20 protein-coding genes are annotated in these 23948 nt (G+C 68.5%); 1 reads left to right on the plus strand and 19 read right to left on the minus strand.

The window, feature by feature from the left end; translation table 11 throughout:
- Positions 1 to 54 precede the first annotated feature (54 nt).
- The 5 genes from M1D55_RS22460 to clsB all read right to left on the minus strand — a co-directional run bounded on the left by M1D55_RS22460 (position 55) and on the right by clsB (position 8073).
- Positions 55 to 1254: an acetyl-CoA C-acyltransferase gene (locus tag M1D55_RS22460; protein WP_053821089.1), complete on the minus strand. Its 1200-nt coding sequence runs from the start codon at positions 1252 to 1254 to the stop codon at positions 55 to 57.
- Between the two features lie 19 nt (positions 1255 to 1273).
- Positions 1274 to 3700: a 3-hydroxyacyl-CoA dehydrogenase/enoyl-CoA hydratase family protein gene (locus tag M1D55_RS22465; RefSeq protein WP_456281869.1), complete on the minus strand. Its 2427-nt coding sequence runs from the start codon at positions 3698 to 3700 to the stop codon at positions 1274 to 1276.
- 244 nt (positions 3701 to 3944) lie between these two features.
- Positions 3945 to 5744, minus strand: a complete 1800-nt coding sequence (locus tag M1D55_RS22470; RefSeq protein WP_456281870.1) for an acyl-CoA dehydrogenase C-terminal domain-containing protein — start codon at positions 5742 to 5744, stop codon at positions 3945 to 3947.
- A gap of 70 nt (positions 5745 to 5814) precedes the next feature.
- Positions 5815 to 6405: a TetR/AcrR family transcriptional regulator gene (locus M1D55_RS22475; protein WP_006578334.1), complete on the minus strand. Its 591-nt coding sequence runs from the start codon at positions 6403 to 6405 to the stop codon at positions 5815 to 5817.
- A 366-nt stretch (positions 6406 to 6771) separates the two neighbouring features.
- Positions 6772 to 8073: a cardiolipin synthase ClsB gene (clsB, locus tag M1D55_RS22480; protein WP_456281871.1), complete on the minus strand. Its 1302-nt coding sequence runs from the start codon at positions 8071 to 8073 to the stop codon at positions 6772 to 6774.
- A gap of 306 nt (positions 8074 to 8379) precedes the next feature.
- Here clsB and mobB point away from each other — a divergent pair, with 306 nt between their 5' ends.
- Positions 8380 to 8907, plus strand: a complete 528-nt coding sequence (gene mobB, locus M1D55_RS22485; protein ID WP_456281872.1) for a molybdopterin-guanine dinucleotide biosynthesis protein B — start codon at positions 8380 to 8382, stop codon at positions 8905 to 8907.
- Between the two features lie 34 nt (positions 8908 to 8941).
- On the opposite strand, the gene M1D55_RS22490 is transcribed toward mobB, so the two are convergent.
- The 14 genes from M1D55_RS22490 to M1D55_RS22555 all read right to left on the minus strand — a co-directional run bounded on the left by M1D55_RS22490 (position 8942) and on the right by M1D55_RS22555 (position 23947).
- Positions 8942 to 9733 carry an endonuclease/exonuclease/phosphatase family protein gene (locus M1D55_RS22490; protein WP_006579302.1) on the minus strand — a complete coding sequence of 264 codons (792 nt, stop codon included), beginning with the start codon at positions 9731 to 9733 and terminating at the stop codon, positions 8942 to 8944.
- The gene (nudB, locus tag M1D55_RS22495) at positions 9730 to 10263 is read right to left on the minus strand and encodes a dihydroneopterin triphosphate diphosphatase (protein WP_456281873.1); all 534 of its coding nucleotides are present in this window, start codon (positions 10261 to 10263) and stop codon (positions 9730 to 9732) included. The genes M1D55_RS22490 and nudB overlap by 4 nt, the downstream gene beginning before the upstream one ends.
- A 302-nt stretch (positions 10264 to 10565) precedes the next feature.
- Positions 10566 to 11450 carry a hypothetical protein gene (locus tag M1D55_RS22500; RefSeq protein ID WP_064572612.1) on the minus strand — a complete coding sequence of 295 codons (885 nt, stop codon included), beginning with the start codon at positions 11448 to 11450 and terminating at the stop codon, positions 10566 to 10568.
- 178 nt (positions 11451 to 11628) lie between these two features.
- Positions 11629 to 13437 carry an aspartate--tRNA ligase gene (aspS, locus tag M1D55_RS22505; protein ID WP_023264446.1) on the minus strand — a complete coding sequence of 603 codons (1809 nt, stop codon included), beginning with the start codon at positions 13435 to 13437 and terminating at the stop codon, positions 11629 to 11631.
- A 46-nt stretch (positions 13438 to 13483) separates the two neighbouring features.
- Positions 13484 to 14194 carry a DUF502 domain-containing protein gene (locus M1D55_RS22510; protein WP_064572610.1) on the minus strand — a complete coding sequence of 237 codons (711 nt, stop codon included), beginning with the start codon at positions 14192 to 14194 and terminating at the stop codon, positions 13484 to 13486.
- Between the two features lie 13 nt (positions 14195 to 14207).
- Positions 14208 to 14540, minus strand: a complete 333-nt coding sequence (locus M1D55_RS22515; protein WP_456281874.1) for an FmdB family zinc ribbon protein — start codon at positions 14538 to 14540, stop codon at positions 14208 to 14210.
- Positions 14541 to 14797: 257 nt separating this feature from the next.
- On the minus strand, positions 14798 to 16234 hold the full coding sequence (locus tag M1D55_RS22520) for a sodium:solute symporter family protein (RefSeq protein WP_023264259.1): 1437 nt from the start codon (positions 16232 to 16234) through the stop codon (positions 14798 to 14800).
- A 281-nt stretch (positions 16235 to 16515) separates the two neighbouring features.
- Positions 16516 to 18090: a ubiquinone biosynthesis regulatory protein kinase UbiB gene (ubiB, locus tag M1D55_RS22525; RefSeq protein WP_064572606.1), complete on the minus strand. Its 1575-nt coding sequence runs from the start codon at positions 18088 to 18090 to the stop codon at positions 16516 to 16518.
- Positions 18091 to 18199: 109 nt separating this feature from the next.
- On the minus strand, positions 18200 to 18904 hold the full coding sequence (locus M1D55_RS22530; RefSeq protein ID WP_064572605.1) for a ubiquinone biosynthesis accessory factor UbiJ: 705 nt from the start codon (positions 18902 to 18904) through the stop codon (positions 18200 to 18202).
- A 146-nt stretch (positions 18905 to 19050) separates the two neighbouring features.
- Positions 19051 to 20058 carry a Tim44 domain-containing protein gene (locus M1D55_RS22535; protein WP_232204937.1) on the minus strand — a complete coding sequence of 336 codons (1008 nt, stop codon included), beginning with the start codon at positions 20056 to 20058 and terminating at the stop codon, positions 19051 to 19053.
- A gap of 41 nt (positions 20059 to 20099) precedes the next feature.
- Complete coding sequence (gene ubiE / locus M1D55_RS22540; RefSeq protein ID WP_456281875.1) at positions 20100 to 20831, minus strand: bifunctional demethylmenaquinone methyltransferase/2-methoxy-6-polyprenyl-1,4-benzoquinol methylase UbiE; 732 nt, start codon at positions 20829 to 20831, stop codon at positions 20100 to 20102.
- A 43-nt stretch (positions 20832 to 20874) separates the two neighbouring features.
- On the minus strand, positions 20875 to 21294 hold the full coding sequence (locus M1D55_RS22545; RefSeq protein ID WP_064572600.1) for a gamma-butyrobetaine hydroxylase-like domain-containing protein: 420 nt from the start codon (positions 21292 to 21294) through the stop codon (positions 20875 to 20877).
- A gap of 60 nt (positions 21295 to 21354) precedes the next feature.
- The gene (locus tag M1D55_RS22550) at positions 21355 to 23286 is read right to left on the minus strand and encodes an ABC transporter ATP-binding protein/permease (protein WP_456281876.1); all 1932 of its coding nucleotides are present in this window, start codon (positions 23284 to 23286) and stop codon (positions 21355 to 21357) included.
- Between the two features lie 193 nt (positions 23287 to 23479).
- A complete protein-coding gene (locus M1D55_RS22555) occupies positions 23480 to 23947 on the minus strand; it encodes an HIT family protein (RefSeq protein ID WP_456281877.1) in 468 nt (155 codons plus the stop codon).
- Position 23948 lies beyond the last annotated feature (1 nt).

The raw sequence follows: 23948 nt of genomic DNA on the forward strand, positions 1-23948 counted from the left end.
ATGCCGCTGGCGGAAACCGCCCCGCGAACGAGGCGGTTCCCGTGGCTGCTTGCGTCAAACCCGTTCGAAGATACCAGCGGCGCCCATGCCCGTGCCGACGCACATGGTCACCATGCCGTACTTCAGGTTGTGCCGGCGCAGCGCATGCACCACGGTGGCCGAACGGATCGCGCCGGTCGCTCCGAGCGGGTGGCCCAGCGCGATCGCGCCGCCCATCCGGTTCAGCCTGGCCGGATCGAGCCCCAGGTCGCGGATCACCGCCAGCGCCTGCGCGGCGAACGCCTCGTTCAGCTCGATCCAGTCGAGCTGGTCCTGCGTCATGCCGGCGGCCTTCAGCGCGGCGGGAATCGCTTCCTTCGGACCGATGCCCATGATCTCCGGCGGCACGCCGCGCACCGCGAACGACACGAAGCGCGCCAGCGGCACCAGGTTGCAGGCCTTCAGGATCTTCTCCGAGACCAGGATCAGCGCGCCGGCGCCGTCCGACGTCTGCGAGCTGTTGCCGGCGGTCACGCTGCCTTTGTTGGCGAACACCGGGCGCAGCTTCGCCAGCCCTTCGAGCGAGGTATCGGGACGCGGGCCCTCGTCCAGCGACAGCGTGCGGGTCTTGAGCTCGACCTCGCCGCTGGCCAGGTTCGGCAGCTTCTCGACGATCTCGACCGGCGTGATCTCGTCGGCGAACTCGCCTGCCTGCTGCGCGGCCAGCGCCTTCTGGTGCGAGGCCAGCGCGAAGGCGTCCTGGTCCTCGCGGCTGACCTTCCATTGGCGCGCGACCTGCTCGGCCGTCAAACCCATGCCGTAGGCAATGCCGACGTTCTCGTCGCGCGCGAAGATCGACGGCGACATCGATGGCGTATTGCCCATCATCGGCACCATGCTCATCGATTCGACGCCGGCGGCGATCATCACGTCGGCCTCGCCGACGCGGATGCGGTCGGCCGCCATCGCGACGGCGCTCAGGCCCGACGCGCAGAAGCGGTTCACGGTGATGCCGCCGACCGAGGTCGGCAGGCCCGACAGCAGCGCGCCGATGCGCGCGACGTTCAGGCCCTGCTGCGCTTCGGGAATCGCACAGCCGACGATGGCGTCCTCGATCAGCGCCGGGTCCAGGTTCGGTACCTGCGCCAGCGCGGCGCGCAGCGTGGTGGCCAGCAGATCGTCGGGCCGGTAGTGCTTGAACGCGCCCTTGGGCGCCTTGCCGATCGGCGTGCGGGTCGCGGCAACGATATAGGCGTCTTGCAGTTGTTTCATGATCGATTTCCTCGCGTGCCGATTAGTTGCGCACCGGCTTGCCGGTCTGCAGCATGCCCATGATGCGTTCCTGCGTCTTGGGGTTGCCCAGCAGTTCGATAAAGGCGCGGCGCTCCAGCGCCAGCAGCCATTCCTCGCTGACCAGCGCCCCTGCCTCGACGTCGCCGCCGCAGACCGCCTCGGCGATGCGCGAGGCGATCAGGAAGTCGTGCGCGGAGATGAAGCCGCCGTCGCGCATGTTGACCAGCGACGCCTTGATCGTGGCGATGCCCGAGCGGCCCGCCACCGGCACCAGTTCGCCCTGCGCGGGCGGACGGTAGCCGGCCTCGTGCAGCGCGCGCACCTCGCTGCAGGCGACGTGCAGCAGCTCGTGCACGTTGAAGACGATCGGATCGGTGGGCTGCAGATAGCCCATCTGCCGCGCCTCCAGCGCCGAGCCCGAGACCTTGGCCATCGCCGCGTTCTGGAAGCGCTGCGTCAGGAACTGCAGATAGTTGGTGCTGCCCGCCGCCTGCGCCGCCCGCGCGGCCGCCAGCGCGGCTTCCTTCAGGCCGCCGCCGGCCGGCACCAGCCCCACGCCGACCTCGACCAGGCCCACATAGGTCTCCAGCGCGGCCACGCGCCGGGCCGAATGCAGCATCAGCTCGCAGCCGCCGCCCAGCGCGATGCCCGACGCCGCCGACACCACCGGCACCGCGGCGTACTTGACGCGCATCATGCCGTCCTGGAACTTCCTGACGAAGGGCTCGACGCCCTTGGCGCCGCCCATCATGAAGGCCGGCATCGCAGCCTCCAGGTTCGCGCCCGCCGAGAACGGACCGCCCGGCGCGCCCAGCTGCAGCGAGGTCGGCTGCCACACCACCAGGCCCTTGTAGGCGCTCTCGGCCAGATCGATCGCGCGGATCAGCCCGTCGATCGTGTCCGGTCCGATCGTGTTCATCTTGCTGTTGAACGAGATCACCAGCACGTCGTCCTGGCCCTCGCAGACCCAGATCCGGACCGCGTCGTTCTGCTCGACGGTGCGGCCGGCCTTGCGCGGATCGACCGCGTCGCTGCCCTTCAGGGCGGCGCGGAAGGCCTGGCGGCGATAGACCGGCAGCGCGCTGCGGCCGGCGAACGACTGCGTGGCCGGCGACCACGAGCCCTGCGCCGAATGCACGCCCTGGTTGTCGGCGACCGGGCCGGCGAAGACCCAGTCGGGCAGCGGCGCCTTCGACAGCGCCTTGCCGGCCTCGATGTCTTCCTTGACCCATTGCGCGACCTGCTGCCAGCCGGCGGCTTGCCAGTCCTCGAACGGGCCCGAGTTCCAGCCGAAGCCCCAGCGGATCGCCAGGTCGACGTCGGCGGCCGAACCGGCGATCTGCTCGAGATAGACGGCGATGTAGTGGAACACGTCGCGGAAGATCGCCCACAGGAACTGCGCCTGCGGGTTGCCCGATTCGCGCAGCAGCTTGATGCGCTCGGCCGGTTCCTTCTTCAGCATGCGGGCGACGATCTCGTCGGCCTTGCCGCCGGCGTCGACATACTGGCCGGTCTTCGCGTCGAGCACCTTGATCTGCTTGCCTTCCTTCCTGTAGAAACCGGCGCCGGTCTTCTGGCCCAGCGCGCCGGCATCGACCAGCGACTTGAGCACCGCGGGCGTCTGGTAGACCGGCGCGAACGGATCGTCCTGCAGGTTGTCCTGCATGGTCTTGATCACGTGTGCCATCGTGTCCAGGCCCACCACGTCGGCGGTGCGGAAGGTCGCGGACTTGGCGCGGCCCAGCTTGCTGCCGGTCAGATCGTCGACCACGTCGAACGGAATGCCGTATTTCTCGGCCTCGGCGAACACGGCCAGGATCGAGAAGATGCCGACGCGGTTGGCGATGAAGTTCGGCGTGTCCTTGGCGCGCACCACGCCCTTGCCGAGCGTGGTGGTCAGGAAGGCTTCCAGGCGATCCAGGATCGCCGGCTGCGTGGCCTCGGTCGGGATCAGCTCGACCAGATGCATGTAGCGCGGCGGATTGAAGAAGTGCACGCCGCAGAAGCGCGCCTTCAGCTCCGCATCGAAGCCGTCGGACAGCGCGGTGATCGACAGGCCCGAGGTATTGGTGGCGAAGATCGCGTCGGCGCCCAGGTGCGGCGCGACCTTCCTGTACAGGTCGTGCTTCCAGTCCATGCGCTCGGCGATCGCCTCGATCACCAGGTCGCATTCCTTCAGCAGCGCGAGGTCGTCCTCGTAGTTGGCGGCGCGGATCAGGCCGGCGTCGTCCTTCAGGCCGAGCGGCGCCGGGGACAGCTTCTTCAGGTTGTCGATGGCCCGCAGCACGATGCCGTTCTTGGGGCCTTCCTTGGCCGGCAGGTCGAACAGCACCACCGGCACGCGGGCATTGACGAGGTGGGCCGCGATCTGCGCGCCCATGACGCCGGCACCGAGCACGGCGACTTTCTTGACGATGAAATTGGACATGCGCGCTCCTGGTAGTGAGCGGTTGAACAGGTGGGGGTCGGATGGTACGGTCGCTGCCATTTCCCTTGGCGGGTCCTCTCCCCTCTCCCGCCTCGCGGGAGAGGGGCTGGGGGAGAGGGCATCGGCGCTCCAGCACGCGATATCGCTGGATCGACCGCCGCTTTCCCTCTCCCCTACCCCTCCCCCGCAAGCGGGAGAGGGGAAAACCGTAGAGCGGGCAACGACCTGGCTTTTCTCCGACCGATCAGAACAATTCCGCGTCCAGCGCCATCAGCGGCGCGGCGCCGGCGCGCGCCATGCGGATCTGCGCGGCGGTCTCCGGCAGCAGCTTGGCGAAATAGAAGCGCGCGGTGGCCAGCTTGGCGGTGTAGAACTTGTCGCCGCCGCCGTCCTGCGTCCCCTGCTTCTCCAGCGCGATCTTCGCCATGCGGGCCCAGAAATAGGCGAACACCAGGTGGCCGACCACGCGCAGGTACGGCACCGCGGCGGCGCCGACCTCGTCGGGATTGGCCATCGCCTTCATGCCGATCTCCATCGTCAGCTTCTGCACCTTGTCGCCCAGGTCCGCCAGCGGATTGACGAACTCCTGCATCGCCTCGTTGGTGCCCTCGGCCTCGACGAACTCCTGCACGATCTTGCCGAAGGCCTTCATCTTCGCGCCCATGTCGCCGAGGATCTTGCGGCCCAGCAGGTCCAGCGCCTGGATCGTGTTGGTGCCCTCGTAGATCATGTTGATGCGGGCATCGCGCACGTACTGCTCCATGCCCCATTCGGAGATATAGCCGTGGCCGCCGAACACCTGCATCCCTTCGTTGGTGGCGATGAACGCGTTGTCGGTCAGGAAGGCCTTGATCACCGGCGTCAGCAGCGCGACCAGGTCGCCGGCCTGCTTGCGCACGGCCTCGTCCGGGTGCGACAGCTCGCGGTCGATCTGCAGCGCGGTCCAGTAGCTGAACGCGCGGCCGCCTTCGGCGAAGGCCTTCTGCGTCAGCAGCATGCGGCGCACGTCCGGGTGCACGATGATCGGATCGGCCGGCTTGTCCGGTGCCTTCGGCCCGGTCAGCGAACGCATCTGCAGCCGCTCCTTCGCGTAGGCCACCGAGTTCTGGTAGGCGACCTCGGTCAGCCCCAGGCCCTGCATGCCGACGCCGAGCCGCGCGGCGTTCATCATCACGAACATCGCGTTCAGGCCCTTGTTCGGCTCGCCGACCAGCCAGCCGCGCGCGCCGTCCAGGTTCATCACGCAGGTGGCATTGCCGTGGATGCCCATCTTGTGCTCGATCGATCCGCAGACGATGCCGTTGCGCTCGCCCGGATTGCCATCGGCGTCGGGAATGAACTTCGGCACCACGAACAGCGAGATGCCCTTGGTGCCCTGCGGCGCGTCAGGCAGGCGCGCCAGCACCAGATGGATGATGTTGGCCGACAGGTCGTGCTCGCCCGCCGAGATGAAGATCTTGGTGCCCGTCAGGCTGTACGAGCCATCGTCCAGCGGTTCGGCCCTGGTGCGCAGGATGCCCAGGTCGGTGCCGCAGTGCGGCTCGGTCAGGCACATCGTGCCGGTCCACTCGCCCGATACCAGCTTGGGCAGATAGCGCTGCTGCAGCTCCGGGGTGCCGTGCGCGTGCAGCGCCTCGTAGGCCCCGTGCGACAGGCCGGGGTACATGGTCCAGGCCTGGTTCGCCGAGTTCAGCATCTCGTAGAGCGCGTTGTTGACCAGGATCGGCAGGCCCTGGCCGCCGAATTCGGGATCGCACGCCAGCGCCGGCCAGCCGGCCTCGACGTACTGCCGGTAGGCTTCCTTGAAGCCGGACGGCGCGGTCACGACGCCGTCGCCGTGGTGGGTGCAGCCCTCGCGGTCGCCGCTCTGGTTCAACGGGAAAATGACTTCCGAGCAGAACTTGCCGGCTTCCTCGATGACCTGGTTGATGGTGTCCGCGTCGATGTCCGCGTGCGGCGGCATCGCCTTGAGCTCGGCCTCGACGCCGAGCAGTTCGTGCAGCACGAATTGCATGTCGCGCAGCGGAGCGGTGTACTGGCCCATCAAGATCTCCTTGGAGTTGGCGAAGCCGCCGCGCCGCTCGTGCTTCCAGCACGTTATGCCCGCGGCGGCATCAGGTACGGTAGGACTGAATCAGCTTGTTGAGCGCGACCATGGCAAGCTCGGCGCTGTCGGGCAGGCGCAGGAAGCGGGCGTCGTGATGCAGTCCCAGCTCGAGGCTGTACATCTCGAACAGCATCAGCCGCGGATCGCAGTCCGCGCGCAGATGGCCTTCTTCCTTGGCCTGTTCGATCGCGCGTGTCAGCGCGGCCCGCCAGATCGTGACGCTCTTGATCAGCTCGTCGCGCACCGGGCTTTCCGCGCGGTCATCGTATTCGACCGCCCCGCTGATGTAGATGCAGCCGGTGGTGACTTCCTGGATCCGCTTTTCCATCCAGCGCCGCACCATCGACCACAGCCGCGGCAGACCGCGCGGCTCGTTCAGCGAGGGATAGAAGACCTCCTGCTCGAACCGGCGGTGATACTCGCGCACCACCTCCACCTGCAGGTCTTCGCGCGAACCGAAATGCGCGAACACGCCGCTCTTGCTCATTTGCATGCGTTCCGCGAGCAGACCGATCGTCAAACCTTCGAGTCCGTCGCGGGACGACAATTCCAGTGCGGCGTCGAGAATCGCCACGCGCGTCATCTCCCCCTTGCGCATCGGGGTGGGAGAAGCGTTGGCGGCGGATTCGAGACGGGCTGACTGGTGTCGCATGATTTTTCTCCGTACTTTTTGCGGCATCGGTTCGCGATGCCGCGCTTGGCCCTGGCCGGTGATGTCGATCGCCGCCGGCCCGCCGGGTAGAGCGGAGCCGGGGCGGCGAATGCACGCAGTCTAAGCCAAAAAAGAACGGTCGTTCAGATTATTCTGGCCGCGCCTGCCGCTATCAAGTTTTTAATTAGACCTTCGTTTCTAAACCGCGCGCCGGCCGAACTGCGGTGCAACATCCGGCGGTCCGCATCGTGGCGAGGCCGACGTGCCGGTGCGCGCCGCATTTTGCCGCAAGGCAGCACCGGCATGCCACGCTCAGTAGCGGCCAGCGGCCCCGGCCACCATGACGCCGAAGCGCAACAGCATGTACGCCATCCAGTCCAGGCAGCGCCGCAGGCGTCCGCGGCGGGCATGATCCTCGGGCACGACCCGGGCGCTGCGCAGCGCGATCGCCCGTTCCAGCTCGCGGCGCAGTCCGGCGGCAAAGGCCTCGTCGTAGACCGCGACATTGGCCTCGCGCGCCAGCAGCAGGCTGAACGGATCCATATTGCTGGAACCGACCGTCGCCCAACTGTCGTCGACCACCGCGACCTTGGCGTGCAGGAAGCTCTCGGCGTATTCGTGGATCTCGACGCCGGCCTCGAGCAGCGTCGCGTACAGCGCGTGGGTCGCGTAGTGCTGCAGCCTGTATTCGACCATGCCTTGCAGCAGCAACCGTACCCGCACGCCGCGGCGGCGGCAGGCCAGCAGCGCGCGCCGCATCTTGGCCCCGGGCAGGAAATAGGCGTTGGCGATGATCACGTCGTGCCGCGCCGCGCCCAGCGCCTGCAGATAGGCGCGCTCGATGGTGCGGCGGTTGCGCAGGTTGTCGCGCAGCAGCAGCGCGGCGCGCACGCCGCCGCCGTCGGCCGGCGCGGGCAGCGGGCCCTGCGGCAGCGGAAACTCGCCGGCCAGGCCCGACAGGCCGCCGGCCAGCCCGCCGCCCTGCATCTCGCCGCGCAGCGCGAGCCGCCACCACAGCCGCTCGGCGCTCAGCGCGATCTGGCTCGCCAGCGGACCGGTGACCCGCACCGCGAAGTCGTAGCGCGGACCGAGCTGCGCCTCGTCGAAGGGGCCGTGATTGTGGTCGTCGATGATGTTGATGCCGCCGACAAAGGCGATGCGCCGGTCGATCACCGCCAGCTTGCGGTGCAGCCGGCGCAGATGCCGGCGCGCCAGCCGGAAGCCGCGCAGCGGCCGATAGACGCGCAGCCTGACGCCGCCCTGCTCCAGGCGCTCGACCAGCGGCGCCGGCATGTCGCCGGCGCCGAAGCCGTCGACCAGCAGGTGCACGCGCACGCCGCGCTCGGCCGCGCGCAGCAGCGCGTCGGCGACCGCCTGGCCGACCTCGTCGTCGGCATAGATATAGGTCTCCAGCGAGACCGACAGCACCGCCTGGTCGATCGCCGCGATCAGCGCGGGAAAGTAGTCGGCACCGCCGCGCAGCAGCTCGACGCGATTGCCGCCGACCGGCCGGCCGGGCCCGCCGCGCAGCAGGCGGGAGCCGTGGCGCGCGTCGAGGGTCGTGGCGGCGGCCGCCTCCGTCGTGCCTTCCACCGCATGGGCGACGGCGGTCATGGAAGAGCGGACGGATTCGCTTGGGCTCTCGGGCAAGGACATGACGGCATTATCGGTCACCTGGCGGCGGAAACGCCACCCGGCGCGCAGCGGCGCGGGATGTCGGACCAGGCATCGGGTCCGGGCGCGGGGCAGGCGGAACGGGACGGACGGGCACGGCCCGACTCTGCTATCGTCGCGCTTTATTCCCGACTTTGTTCCCGATTTTGTTCCCCACTTCGTTGGCGGCTGCGATGGCGTCTGCGTTGACAGCCTCGTCCACGACATCGTCCCACCCTCGCCCCCGCGCACTGAGCTGATTCGATCGTGAAGGTTTTCGGTATCGCCGGCACTTCCGGCAGCGGCAAGACCACCTTGCTGGACCAGTTGATCCCCCGCTTCGTCGCTGCCGGCCTGCGCGTGGCCGGCATCAAACACACCCATCACGGATTCGACCCGGACACCCCGGGCAAGGATTCGTGGCGCATGCGCGAGGCCGGCTGCGCCAATGTGGTGCTCGTCGGCGAGCGCCATCTGACGCTGATGCGCCGCTACGACGAAGGCGCGCCCTCGCCCGAACTGGCCGACGCGCTGGCGGTGCTGCCCGCCGATACCGACCTGGTTCTGGTCGAGGGATACAAGCACAGCGACGTGCCCAAGCTAGAGGTCTATCGTCCCGGCCATGGCCGGCCGCCGCTGTGGCCCGACGTGCCCGGCATCGTCGGCGTCGCCACGGACGACCCCGAGCAGGTGGCCGCGCTGACCCGGCTGCCGGTGCTCGACCTGAACCGGATCGACGCCATCGAGGCCTTCGTGCGGGAGCAGGCCGGACTGTCGCTGAAGCGAAAGCTGTAGCGCGGCTTCGCCGCCGGGCCAGCGAACCGGGCGACTAGCCGGCCGCGCCCGCCGTCTCGTCGCTGTGCCGCGGATTGACCTCGGGCACCTGCGGCCGCGCAAGCTCGGCGACCAGCGGCACATGGTCCGAGCGCTGCGCCCAGTCGCGTCCGGTCAGCACGCGGGCACGCTCGATCTCGAAACCGCGCACATAGATCCGGTCGAGCTGCCACCACGGCATATGGCTCGGAAAGGTATGCAGCCGAGAACCGCGCGCATGCGAGGCCTCCAGCGCGCCCAGCGTATTGCAGATCAGCGCGTCGAGCCGGTGGTTCCAGTCGTTGAAGTCGCCGGCGATCACCAGCGGCGCGTCCGCCGGCACCACGTTGCGCACCCGTTCGACCAGCGCCTCGGCCTGGCGCGCCCGGCTGCGCGCGAACAGGCCGAAATGCACGCAGATCAGATGCGCCTCGATGCCGTGGACATCGGCCACCGCATGCAGCAGCCCGCGCTGCTCGAAGCGATGGTCCGAGATATCGAGGTTCTCCGACATCAGGATCGGATGGCGCGACAGGATCGCGTTGCCGTGATGGCCGTGGTCGTAGACCGCGTTGCGGCCGTAGACCGAATGCGGATAGGCGTCGGTCGCCAGGTAGTTCAGCTGCGTGTAGTCGGAATCAAACAGCGCGGCGGCCACCAGGCGATCGTTGCGGTCCTGCACTTCCTGCAGGAACACGATGTCGGCGTCGACCGTCTGCAGGCCGTCGCGGACGTGCTGGATGCGCGGGCGGCGCGCGAAGCCGGTCAGTCCCTTGTGAATGTTGTAGGTGACCACGCGCAACTTCATCGCGTCCCTCCGGCCTGGCCGGCGCCCACGACGGCGGCGGGGCCGGCGGCGTCCGTCGCACAGGCGGTCGCACAGGCGGTCGCCCCGGCCGCGGCGCGCCAGGCCAGCTGGCGGACCGCCTCGGCATTGCTCGACGAGAAGCAGCGCGCGGCCGCCTGCTCCCACGGCAGCCAGACCGACTGCAGATGCTCGCGCGGCGCCAGCGTGACCGGCAGCGGCCGGTCGACGCACAGGCCGAACCAGTGCTCGACGTTGCGCGTGACCCCGGGCGCGTAGCGATGGCGCCATTCGGGGTAGATCTCGTATTCGATGTGGTGGCCCCAGTCCTGCAGCCGGTGCTCGCTCGCGACGATGCCGGTCTCCTCGGCCACCTCGCGGGCGGCGGTCAATGCCAGGGGTTCGTCGGGGGTATCGAGGCTGCCGGTGACCGATTGCCAGAAGCCGGGACGGTCGGCCCGCTCCAGCAGCAGGACCTGCAGATCGGTCGTATGAATCACGACCAGCACGGATTCGGGAATCTTGTAGGGCATGGGATCGGACGGGAACAGGCTGACAAGCTTAACGCAGTTGCCTGATGGCGCCACCGGGGTTAGTCCGACAAGCCCTGGAGGCGTGGGGGTGATGTGATGAAGAGGGCACGGAGGGTTGCTCTCGGTGTCCTCCCTCTCCCCTCAGGGGGAGAGGGTTGGGGAGAGGGGTGGTTTTCATACCGCGAAGGCATAACGACCGCCCCCTGCCCTCTCCCCCGCCCCTCTCCCGCAAGCGGGAGAGGGAGAAAATCGTTGGGATCGGACTGACTCTCCCGGCAAGCAAGAGCGACAAAACCTGGCGCTCAGGCGCGCTCTTCCCGGACGGAAGCTTCGCGCACCCAGCTGTCGAACACGTCGGGCGAGTCGCCGTGGCCCCAGGCGGCGCGCAACTGCTGCATCAGCGGCGCCAGCGATTCGGTGTAGCGCGCCGCGGCCGCGTGCGCCTCGGTCGCCAGCGCCTCGGCGGCCTGGGTGGCGCGCGCCTGCATCTCGGTGCGGGCCTGTGCGACCTCCTTCTCGCGCTGGCCCAGCGCGTGGTACTTCTGGATCAGGAAGCGCTGGTAGTCGCCGCCTTCGCCCTGCGGGGCCTGCGCGGCCTGGGCGTTCACCTGTTCGAAGCGCAGCACGATGCTGGCGGTCTCCTGCTCGATCTGCGCGGCCTCGGCCACCAGCGCCTGGGCCGCGTCCTGCAGCGCCAGCGCGTCGCGGCGGCGGGCCTGCAATTGCGCGGCCATCGTCTCGAAGGTGCGCTGCGCGGCCAGGTAGGCCTGCACCACGGGCTGCGGCGCCACCACCAGCAGCGGATCGGCCCCGCTGCCGCGGCGGCCCGGCAGCAACGCGTCTTCCGGCAGGCGCAGGTTGCCGACCTCCTCGAGCCAGCGCCCGCGCGCCATCACCGCCGCCACGGTGTCCAGCGCCACGCGCCGCAGCGCCTCGGCGCGCTGCATCTGCACCGCGCCGCCCTCGGCCGCCGCGCTGCCGACCTGCGCCGCATGCGCGATATCGGGAACGCAGGCGGCCACCGTGGTCGCCACCGATTCCGACATCGCCTGCGCGGACCTGCGCACCGCGCGGCGCAGCTCGAAGCGCGCCAGCAGCATCATCACCAGCCCGGCGACCAGCCAGGTCAGGATCGTCTCCGCATGCTGCAGCAGGAATTGGCGGATCAGTTCGATATCCAGTGTCACCTTTGTTCTCCGTTGTCAGGCGCTGCTGCCGGTGGCAGCCCGATGGATGACCCAGCGAGGTGGCCGATCGTTCCCACGGGAAACAATTGGAAACCTCGATCGCCCTCCCCAGCCTACACAAACAAAAAACGGCCGCGCTCGCGCACGGCCGTCGTCTCTCGCTAGCTCGCCAGCGGCATCACGCCGAAGCCTTCGGCTCGGGCGTGCGCAGCCGGATATGCAGCTCGCGCAGCTGCTTCTCGTCGACCGAGCTCGGCGCCTGCGTCAGCAGATCCTGCGCGCGCTGGGTCTTCGGGAACGCGATCACGTCGCGGATCGAATCGGCGCCGGCCATCATCGTGACGATGCGGTCCAGGCCGAAGGCGATGCCGCCATGCGGAGGCGCGCCGTACTGCAGCGCGTCCAGCAGATAGCCGAACTTGGCGCGCGCCTCTTCCTCGTTGATCTTCAGCGCGCGGAACACCTTGCTCTGCACGTCCTCGCGATAGATCCGCACCGAGCCGCCGCCGATTTCCCAGCCGTTGAGCACCATGTCGTAGGCCTTGGCGATGCACTTGCCCGGATCGGTGGCCAGGTATTCCAGATGCTCGTCCTTGGGGCTGGTGAACGGGTGGTGCATCGCGACCCAGCGGGCGTCTTCCTCGTCGTACTCGAACATCGGGAAGTCGACGACCCACAGCGGCTTCCACGCGTCCTCGAACAGGCCGTTGGCCTTGCCGAATTCCGAGTGGCCGATCTTCAGGCGCAGCGCGCCGATCGCGTCGTTGACCACCTTGGCCTTGTCCGCGCCGAAGAACAGGATGTCGCCGTCCTGCGCGCCCGAGCGCTTCAGGATCTCGGCGATGGCGGCGTCATGCAGGTTCTTGACGATCGGCGACTGCAGGCCATCGCGGCCCTTGGCCACTTCGTTGACCTTGATCCAGGCCAGGCCCTTGGCGCCGTAGATCGCGACGAACTGCGTATAGGCATCGATCTCGCCGCGCGAGATCTGGCCGCCGCCGGGCACGCGCAGCGCGACCACGCGGCCGTTGTCGCTGTTGGCCGGACCCGAGAACACCTTGAAGTCGACGTCCTTCATGACCTCGGTCAGCTCGGTGAATTCGAGCTTGACGCGCAGGTCCGGCTTGTCCGAGCCGAAGCGGGCCATCGCCTCGCGGAATTCCATCACCGGGAAGCGGTCGTCCAGCGCCACGCCGATCGTGTTCTTGAACACCGTGCGGATCATGTTCTCGAACAGGTCGCGGATGTCCTGCTCGGTCAGGAACGAGGTCTCGCAGTCGATCTGCGTGAATTCGGGCTGGCGGTCGGCGCGCAGGTCCTCGTCGCGGAAGCACTTGGTGATCTGGTAGTAGCGATCGAACCCCGACACCATCAGCATCTGCTTGAACAGCTGCGGCGACTGCGGCAGCGCGAAGAAGTGGCCCGGGTTGACGCGCGACGGCACCAGGTAGTCGCGCGCGCCTTCCGGCGTGCTCTTGCCGAGCATCGGCGTCTCGATGTCGATGAAGCCCTGCTCGTCCAGGTACTTGCGCACTTCCATCGCGACCTTGTAGCGCAGGCGCAGGTTGTACTGCATCTGCGGGCGGCGCAGGTCCAGCACGCGGTGCGTCAGGCGCGTGGTCTCCGACAGGTTGTCGTCGTCGAGCTGGAACGGGGGCGTGACCGACGGGTTCAGCACGGTCAGCTCGTGGCACAGCACCTCGATCTTGCCCGAGGTCAGGTTGGCGTTCTCGGTGCCGGCCGGGCGCGCGCGCACCTTGCCGGTCACGCGGATGCAGAACTCGTTGCGGATGTCCTCGGCGACCTTGAACATCTCCGGGCGGTCCGGATCGCAGACGACCTGCACCAGCCCTTCGCGATCGCGCAGGTCGATGAAGATCACGCCGCCGTGGTCGCGGCGCCGTTGCACCCAGCCGGTCAGGGCCACTTCCTGGCCGGTCAGTTGTTCGGTCACGAGACCGCAGTAGTGAGTTCGCATGGAGGACATAGGAGAAATTCCCGGTAAGGCGCGGCCGCGCTCGGGCGGCCCGCGGTCAATTGGAGTGCGATGGGTCGGCGGCGGACACGTTGGCCGCGGTGCCGGCAGCGGCGCCGGCGGCGCGGTTCGGCGCGGCCTTGCGCGGCAACTCGGCCGGCGCGACCACACCCATCGACACGATGTATTTCAGGGCGGCATCGACGGTCATGTCGAGCTCGATGGTGTCGGCCTTGGGCATCATCAGGAAGAAGCCCGAGGTCGGATTCGGCGTGGTGGGCACGTAGACGCTGACGTATTCGCCCTGCAGGTGGTTCTGCACGTCGCCGCCGGGCCGGCCGGTCAGGAAGGCGATGGTCCACGAACCCTCGCGCGGGTACTGCACCAGCAGCGCCTTGCGGAAGGCGTTGCCCGACGACGACAGCAGCGTGTCGGAGACCTGCTTGACGCTGGAATAGATCGGCCCCACCACCGGGATATGGTGCAGCAGCGCTTCCCACCAGCGCACCAGGCGCTGGCCGATGAAGTTGTGCGCCAGCACGCCGACCAGCAGGATGAACAGCAGCGTGAGGATCGCGCCCAGGCCGGGCACGCGCATGCCGAACAGCTGGCGGTCGAACTGCCAGGCCTCGGGCAGCAGCGCGAGGCTCTGGTCCATCGTGCCGATGATCAGGCTGAGCACCCACAGCGTGATGCCCAGCGGCACCAGCACCAGCAGGCCGGTCAGGAACCAGGTCTTCAGTGCGGAAGTCTTCTTGTTGGTTGCCACGTTCCGTCCTGGTTCAGTGGCAGGCGCAGGCGCTGCCGCAGCCGCCGGCCGCGCTCGCCCCGCTGGCGGACGCGGACGTCTCGGCCGGCTTGGCCGCGCCGGCGTCGGCGGTGCTGCTCGCGCCCGAGCTGGCGCCCGTGCTGGCACTGCCGCCGCTGTTGCCCCCGCGGAAATCGGTCACATACCAGCCCGAACCCTTGAGCTGGAACCCGGCCGCGGTCAGCTGCTTCTTGAAGGCCCCCGCCGTATTGCAGGATGGGCAGTCGGTGAGCGGGGCATCGCTCATTTTCTGCAGCACATCGCGCCCATGGCCGCAGGCGTCGCAACGGTAGGCATAGATCGGCATCGTGGTTCTCCGGGAGATCCCCATTGGCTCAACCAGGGGATCGACAAAGGGGTCGACAAAAAATCAAAGGAAATCAACGCGCGCGGCCGGCGCGGCGTACCAGGCTGTCGCCCGCCACCGTCCGGCCATGCAAAGCCTTGAATTATAAACCGTTTGGACGCCATTGCCGCCGGAAAAGCGGCCGGCCTGGGGCGCAGACCGGCCGATTGGCGGCCGGGGCGCAAATCGGCCGCGCGGCAGCCCTTTCCGCCGGCAAATCAGGCGATGTGCACTTCCTTGACCGGCGGGCGGTCGCCGATCCACTGGGGCAGCAGCGAGCCGAACACCATGCCGCCCAGCGAGAACAGCAGGCCGACCATCTGCGGCGGCACCGCGGCATCGGCGAAGGCGATCTCGGCGACCAGCCACGAGCTCAGTCCCAGCAGGATCGCTGCCAGTCCGCCCTGGCGGGTGGCGCGCTTCCAGAACAGGCCGAACGCCAGCGGCACGAACGACGACACCAGCGTGACCTTGTACGCATTCTCGACCATATGGAAGATCGACAGATGCGAGTTCAGCGCGAACAGCGTGACCGCCACGGTGAAGACCAGCACCACGGCCTGCATCACGCGCAGGAAGCGCCGGTCGTCCAGATGGCGGAAATACGGCCGCAGGATGTTCTCGGCGAACGTCACCGACGGCGCCAGCAGCGTGGCCGACGCGCAGCTCTTGATCGCCGACAGCAGCGCGCCGAAGAACATCACCTGGGCGAACAGCGGCGCGTGATCGAGGATCAGCGTCGGCAGGATCAGCTGCGAGTCGGTATCGATAAAGCGCTGCACCATCGCCGGATCGATCAGCGTGGCCGAATAGGCCAGGAACATCGGGATGAAGGCGAAGCAGAAGTACAGCACGCCGCCCAGCACCGAGGCGCGCGCGGCGATGTTTTCGGTGCGCGACGAGGTGACCCGCTGGAACACGTCCTGCTGCGGGATCGAGCCGAGCATCATCGTAAACAGCGCGGCGGCAAAGCCGATGATCTGGATCAGGTCCAGCTCGGGCAGGAATTCGAACTTGCCCGCCGCGGCCGCGTGCGACACCACCGCCGACACGCCGCCGGCCTGGCCGCTGACCTCGTAGCCGATGTACAGCATGCCGATCACGATGATGATCATCTGGATGAAGTCGGTGATCGCCACCGACCACATGCCGCCGAACAGCGTGTAGATCAGCACGCTGGCGGCGCCGATCATCATGCCGGCGTCCTGCGACAGCGCGCCGTCCGAGACGGTATAGAAGACCAGCCCGAGCGCCTTGATCTGCGCGGCGACCCAGCCCAGGTAGGACACCACGATGCACAGCGTGGTGAGGATCTCGGCCAGCCGCCCGTAGCGGTTGTGATAGTAGTCGCCGATCGTCAGCAGGTTCATCCGGTACAGCGGACGGGCGAAGAACAGGCCGACCAGGATCAGGCACAGCGACGAGCCGAACGGGTCGGACACCACGCCGGACAGCCCTTCCTTCAGGAATACCGCGGGAATGCCGAGCACGGTCTCCGAGCCGAACCAGGTCGCGAACACGGTCGCGGTGACCACGTAGAACGGCAGGCTGCGGCCCGCCACGGCGAAGTCGGTCGTGTTGCGCACGCGCAGCGCGGCCCACAGGCCGATGCCGACCGAGATTACCCAGTAGATGATGACAAACCAGATCAGCATGCTGCTGCCCTATCCCAAAGAGCCCAGGGGCCAAGAAACCGAATGGCGGACGGCGGCAAGGTGCGCGCGCCCGCAGTCCAATTCATCGGTCGGGGCCGCGTGGGTGGCGGATCGGGTGCCCTGGGACGAGCACTGGCCTGCGGTCGTAGCCGAATCAAAACGCGGATTATAGCGATGCAAGCGGCGATACAAGCGCGCCCTGCCAAAAAAATCGGCAGCGGCGCGGGCCGTCGGCACGGGCTGGATCGGCGACGGCGGCAGGCCGACGCTGGGTCGAACCCTCAACCGAACCAGTCGACCAGCTGCGTGGCCACAACCGCGATCGCCACGGCGCCGATCAGCAGCAGCCCGATCGCCAGCATCCGGTTGGTGCGGCGCTGCTCGACCACCAGCGCCGCCAGCAGGCGGTCCTGCTGGCCGTTGTTGACCAGCGCGCGGCGCTCCAGGAACTGGTGCGCCAGCCGAGGAAAGTCCGGCAGCATCTTGGCCCACTGCGGCGCCTCGACCTGGATGCGCTCCCAGGCGCCGCGCCAGCCGACCTGCTCGTGCATCCAGCGCTCGAGATAGGGCTTGGCGGTCTTCCACAGGTCCAGGTCCGGGTCCAGCTGGCGGCCCAGCCCTTCGATATTGAGCAGCGTCTTCTGCAGCAGCACCAGCTGCGGCTGGATCTCGACGTTGAAGCGGCGCGAGGTCTGGAACAGCCGCATCAGCACCATGCCCAGCGAGATCTCCTTCAACGGCTTGTCGAAGTACGGCTCGCAGCAGGCGCGCACCGCGCTTTCCAGCTCCTCGACCCGGGTCTGCGGCGGCACCCAGCCCGACTCGACGTGCAGCAGCGCGACGCGGTGGTAATCGCGCCGGAAGAACGCGATGAAATTCTGCGCCAGATAGTTCTTGTCGAACTCGGACAGCGCGCCGACGATGCCGAAGTCCAGCGCGATATAGCGGCCGAAGGTCTCGGGCTGCACCGACACCAGGATGTTGCCCGGGTGCATGTCGGCGTGGAAGAAGCCGTCGCGGAACACCTGCGTGAAGAAGATCTCGACGCCCTCCTCCGCCAGCCGGTGCAGGTCGACGCCGGCGGCCTTCAGCGATTCGGTGCGCGAGATCGGGATGCCGTGCATCCGCTCCATCACGAACACCTCGCTGCTGCAGAAGTCCCAGAACACTTCGGGCACCAGCAGCAGCTCGGTGTCCTGGAAGTTGCGGCGCAGCTGGCTGGCGTTGGCCGCCTCGATCATCAGGTCGAGCTCGTCGTGCAGGTACTTGTCGAACTCGGCGACCACCTCGCGCGGCTTGAGCCGCTTGCCGTCGGCCGACACCCGCTCGATCCAGACCGCGACATCGCGCATCAGCGCCAGGTCGCTGTCGATCACCGGCAGCATGCCGGGCCGCAGCACCTTGACCGCGACCTCGCGGCCGCGATACGGGCCGGCCTTCAGCGTGGCGAAATGCACCTGCGCGATCGACGCGCTGGCGACCGGCTGGTGCTCGAAGGTCTCGAACAGCTGCGTCAGCGGCCGGCCCAGCGAGCGCTCGATGATGGCGACCGCGACGGCCGGATCGAACGGCGGCACCTGGTCCTGCAGCAGCGCCAGTTCGTCGGCGATGTCGGCCGGCAGCAGGTCGCGCCGGGTCGACAGCACCTGGCCGAACTTGACGAAGATCGGCCCCAGCCGCGTCAGCGCCAGCCGCAGCCGCACGCCGCGCGGCACGGTATCGAGCTTGCGTCCGATGGTGATGACCCTGACCAGCAGGCGGATATGCCGGTTCTGGAAACCGGACAGCACCAGCTCGTCCAGGCCGTAGTAGAAGATGACAAAGGCGATCTTGCAGAGGCGCAGGAAACGGGTCATGCAGGTCTTGTTGGTAAGCCGGCCGGATCGGGACACGCTTTTGCGCGTCGTTGCCGCCGGCGGGCGGGATTCTTGTCAGCGGTTCCGCGCTCGGCGCGGCTGGCCCGGTTCAGCGATGCGCGGACGGCAGCGGGGCGGCGCCGGCACCGGGGCCGGCACCGGGACCAGCACCCGCACCGCGCTCCAGCCGCTCCAGCCGCTCCAGCCGTTTCTCCAGCCGGGCCAGATCGTCGCGCAACGCGGCCACATCGGCACGGAAATCGTCCAGCGCGGCATGGCGGACCAGCGTCGGCTGTTCGTCCAGCAGATATTCGGTCACGTTCTCGACCAGCGCCCGCCCGACCCGCAGCGCGCCGGCGTGGGCCTGCTGCGCGCCGTCGACCAGCCGCTGCGCGACGCTGTCGCCGACGGTGCCGCCCATCACGGCACGCAAGGCCCGGGCCAGATCCTCCGCGGCATCCCAGCGCAGGCTGCGCGCCAGCGTCGACACGGTATTGGCCAGCTCGGCATCGCCCTCCAGCCGCACGTGGCGCATCGCGGCGGCCTGCCCCCCGGCGGCGACATCGGCCACCACCAGCGGCCATTGCTGCAGCGGCACGGCGATCGTCACAGACGGCGGCGGCGCGTCGGCGGCGGCCAGCGCGACCATGCCTTGCGCATCGATCCGCAAGGCCATCGCAAAGGCAGCAGCGTCGAAGCCGATCACGCGGCCGGCATAGGGCGTCAGCAGCTTGCGCGCCCACGGCTCCTGTTCCAGCAGATGATTGAGCGCGGCGACGATGGGGCCGGCCAGCGCGGACGGAAGAGTGTTCATGGCGTGATGGTGCGGACCACGCCGGCCAGGCCGGCGCCAATGAAAAAGGCCCACGCGCGTTGGCGCGTGGGCCTCCATTCTAAGCCAGCGCCGGGCACATCACGCCGTACCCGGGCCTTGGCTCAAGCAGCGACTCGGCCGCGGGCTCAGGATTCCTGCTGAATCCCGGCCAGCACCCAGCCGCCGGCGCCGCTGGCCGGCTTCGCCAGGTTCCACACCTCGGCGAACGGCTGCGCGGCCTCGCCTTCGTTCTCGCGGATCATGCCGCTGAAGCGCACGCTGGCCACATGCTGGTTGTCGGTCGACTCGATGCCCAGCAGCGTCGCGTCCAGCGTCACCACGTCGGTGTGGTTGCCCTGCGCCCCGCGATCGCCCAGGTCCATCTTGATCTCGGCAAACATTTCCGGCGTGGTGAACTCGCGGATGTCGTCGAGATTGCCGGCATCCCAGGCGGCCTGCAGGCGCACGAAGTAGACCTTGGCATTGCGCAGGAAGGCTTCGGTATCGAAGTCCGCCGGCACGCCCCAGGGCTGCGCGACCTGCGACCCGGCCGCCGCGGCCCCCGCGGCCGGTTGCAGCGCGGCCGGGCCGGCCGATTGGGCCGAGGGCTGCAGCACGGGCTCGCGCATCATCGGCTCCTGGCCGCGGTCGAAGGCGCCGCGGTTCAGGTCGGTCCGGCCGCCCGGCGAACCGCCGGCACCGGCCGCGCCGGCATAGGCCGGCTGCGGGCGCTTGGCGCCGCCACGGAACTTGCGGATCAGCCAGATCGCGATAAAGGCGAGCGCCGCGATCAGGATCAGGTTGGACAGGAAGGTCAGCGCGGCGCCCCCCAGGCCGAACTGCGACAGCAGCCAGCCGATGCCCAGGCCAGCGGCGATGCCGCCGAGGATGCCGCCCCAGTTGCGGCGCGGCGCGGCGGCCGTGGCGGCACCGGCGCCGGCGGTCGCCGGCGCGGCCTGCTGCGCCGGTTGCTGAGCCTGCTGCTGCGCCGGCGTCTGCTGCGGCGCCTGCTGGCGCTGCTGGGTCACGTTGGACGACTGCTTGCCGAAGCTGCGCGAACCGCCCATGCGTTTGGCTTCCGCATCGAACACCATCCCGAAGGCCAGCATGCCGGCCAGCGACCCCGCCAGGAATTTTCCGCGAATGTTGGACATGATTCCTTATCCCCTTTTATTGCGCCGCAATCGGCGCTGATTCAGTACTTACGGCCGACGTGCAAGGCAACCACGCCTGCCGTCAGGTTGAAGTATTCGACGTTCTCCAGCCCCGCTTGTTCCATCAACCGCACAAGCGAATCCTGATCCGGGTGCATGCGGATCGACTCGGCCAGGTAGCGGTAGCTGTGGGCGTCGCCGGCAACACGCTGGCCCAGCCACGGCAGCACCTTGAAAGAATAGATGTCGTATGCCTTTTCCAGCGGCTTCCAGACCTTGGAGAACTCCAGCACCATGACCTTGCCGCCCGGCTTCGTCACCCGCCGCATCTCGGCCAGTGCCCGGTCCTTGTGCGTCATGTTGCGCAGGCCGAAGGCCACGGTGACCAGGTCGAAGTGGTTGTCCGGGAACGGAATCCGCTCGGCGTCGCACAGGCAGGTCGGCGTCACGATGCCGTCGTTCAGCAGCCGGTCGCGGCCGACGCGCAGCATCGATTCGTTGATGTCGGTCAGCCAGACCTCGCCGGTCGGGCCCGCCTGGCGCGCGAACGCCTTGGCCAGGTCGCCGGTGCCGCCGGCGATGTCGAGCACCTTCTGGCCCGGCCGCACGCCGGCCTGGGCGATCGTAAACAGCTTCCACAGCCGGTGCATGCCGCCCGACATCAGGTCGTTCATCAGGTCGTACTTCGACGCGACCGAATGGAACACGCCGGCGACCTTGCCGGCCTTCTCGGTCTCGTCGACCTTCTCGAACCCGAAGTGGGTTTCGCTCATCGCTGGCTCCAGAAATCCAGGGGAGTCGGTGGGGACCGGCGGCTCAGTGATGGCCGCACCCGTGGCCGTGCGCCGCGGCGGGCGCCATCGGGGTGTCGCGGTCGGCGCCGGCGGCCTCGAGCCGCCGCAGGTAGTCCTGCCACAGCGATTCCTGCTCGGCGCCGAGGCGGTACAGCAGGTCCCACGAATAGATGCCGCTGTCGTGGCCGTCGGAGAAGCGGATCAGGATCGCGTAATTGCCGACCGGCTCGACCGCGGTCACGTTGACGTCGCGCTTGCCCGTCTGCAGCACTTCCTGGCCCGGGCCATGGCCCTGCACCTCGGCCGACGGCGAATAGACGCGCAGGTATTCGAACGGCAGCCGGAAGCTCTCGCCATTGTCGAAGCCGATTTCCAGCACGCGCGATTGCGTGTGGACCGTCAGCGCGGTGGGATGCGGGGTATCTTTTTCCAGTCCTGCCATGATTCTCGGCGCTTGCCGTGTTGGCGCGGACCCGGGCGGAGGCCAAAGCTCCTGCCGGATTCACGCTTCTACTTCTTGTACGACCCGATAGCTTACCGCACGCGACCCGCCTTGCCCATCTTCGAGCGCAGGACGGGGCACACCGGCCTCGATCGTCCCGGTGGCCGCGGCATCGGCCTGCGGCGCCCCACCCTCGGGCAGATAGCGCAGCCGGCGATCGTGGAAGGCCGCGACCGTGCTGCGGTGGGCGATGCTGACGATCGCCGCGCCGGGCAGCGCATCGACCATCAGCTGGTACATCGCGCGTTCGGTCTCCTCGTCCAGCGCGCTGGTCGCCTCGTCGAGGAACAGGAAATCGGGCTTGCACAGCAGCGCGCGCGCAAACGCCAGCCGCTGCTGCTCGCCGGGCGACAGCCGCAGCGCCCAGTTGTCGAACACGTCCAGCTGGTTGGCCAGCGCGCCAAGCTGGGCCTGGCGCAGCGCGTCGCGCAGCGTCTGCGCCGGATGCGCGTCGCCGGCCTGCGGATAGGCCAGCGCGTCGGCCAGCGTGCCGACCGGCAGATAGCTGCGCTGCGGCAGGAACAGCGTGCGCGACGCCGCCGGCATCGCCACCGAACCGCTGCCGTAAGGCCAGATCCCGGCCAGCGCGCGGAACAGCACGCTCTTGCCGCAGCCCGACGGGCCGGTCACCAGCCACCGTTCGCCGCGCGCGATCGTCAGCGAGAACGCCGACACCAGCGGCCGCTTGACCACCGGCAGGCCGGGGCCCCCCAGCACGGGCAGCGCCAGCGCCAGCGCGTCGATCTCGATGCGATCGCGCGCCCCGGCACCGGCATCGCCGACAGTGACCTGGATATCGTGCTCGCCGTCGTGCAGCCGTTCCTGCCGCTGGGCCTCGCGGATCGCCTGCTGGAAATCGATCAGGCGGTTCGACGCGGCCTTCCAGCCGACCAGCGTCGCATAGTTGTCGACGAACCACGACAGCGCGCCCTGCACCTGTGTGAAGGCGCTCGACATCTGCATCAGCCCGCCGAGCGTCATCTTGCCGGCGAAGTAGCGCGGCGCGGCGACCAGGATCGGGAAGATGATGGCGAACTGGCCGTAGCCCGAGCTGATGAAGGTCAGCCGCCGCGTATAGAACATCAGCTGGTTCCAGTTGACGCGGATCTGCTCGAAGCGCGCGCGCAGCCCGGACTGCTCGGTCGGCTCGCCGCGATAGAGCGCGACCGGCTCGGCGTTCTCGCGCAGCCGCACCAGCGAGAAACGGAAGTTCGCCTCGTACCGCTCCTGCTGGAACTTCAGGCCAATCAGCGGGCGGCCGATCCAGTGCGTCAGCAGCGAGCCGAGCACCGCGTAGCCGCCGGCGAACCAGACCATATAGCCGGGGATCGTCATCGTGGTGCCGCCCAGCGCGAAGCTGATCGGCCCGGACACCGCCCACAGGATGCCGACGAAGGACACCAGCGTGACGACCGAATTGAGCAGGCCGAGCGACAGCGACAGCGCGCCGTCGGTAAACAGCCGCAGGTCGTCGGCCAGGCGCTGGTCGGGGTTGTCGGTCGCGTGGGTCTGCTCGATGCGGTAGTAGGCCTGCCAGGCCAGCCACTTGCCGAGGAACTGGTTGGTCATCCAGGTCCGCCAGCGCATCTGCAGCATCATCGTGTAGTACTGGCGGAAGATCGCGGCGACGATGAAGCAGGCCGCGATCATGCTGAAGCGCAGCAGCAGCTCCTTGAACGAGGCGTAGTCGCGCTGCTCCAGCGCGTTGTAGAACACGCGGTTCCACTCGTTGAGCAGCACGTTGATGTAGACGATGCCGAGGTTCAGCGCCACCAGCAGCAGCAACAGTCCGAGCCCGGCCTTGCGGTCCTCCGATTTCCAGTAGGGCTTGATCAGCGCCCAGGTCGCGCGAAAGCGCAGGCGGCTCTGGATCTGCAGCTCGCGGGCCGGGACGGCCGGACCGGGCACGGTGGCGGTGGTTGGCGTGGACATGAATGACGGCAGGCGTTAGGAACAACGGCCGCGCCGGCGCGGGTGGCCAGCACGGAACGGCGAACAGGCATCAGACGGCGGGGAAACCGCCCGGGTTCCGCGCGGCGCAACGGCGCGCATTCGGCACCATTCGCCGCAATTCGGCGCGCAGTCACGGCGCGCAGTCACCACGCAGGTAGAACGCGTCGCCTGCTCACTCGGCTGACAGCGCGGCGAGCGCCGCCCGCAGCGCCGGCAGCCGCTGCTGCAGCGCCTCGACGCGCCCGGCGTCCGCTTCGCGCTGCGGCGCGGCCCAGACGGCCTCGGGGAAATGCGTGTCCCAGCGATAGCGCGGGATGATATGCCAGTGCAGGTGCGGCACCATGTTGCCGAAGGCGGCCAGATTGACCTTGTCCGGCGCCATCACGTCGCGCACGGTGCGTTCGACGCGGGCGACCAGCCGCATCAGCCAGGCCTGCTCGGCCTCGGACAGGTCGGTCTGCTCGGCCACGTGGTCTTGCCAGACGACGCGGCAGAAGCCGGGGAAGCGCTCGTGCTCGACCAGGATCACGCGGGCGCGCCCGCCCGCGTCCTGCCAGACCAGCTCGCCGCCATCGCCCTCGCACAGCGGGCAATCCGCCACGCGCGCCACGCGGGCCGCGCCCTGCTCCGCCGCGCTCATT

It is taken from the genome of Cupriavidus sp. JZ107 (genome assembly GCF_053903255.1).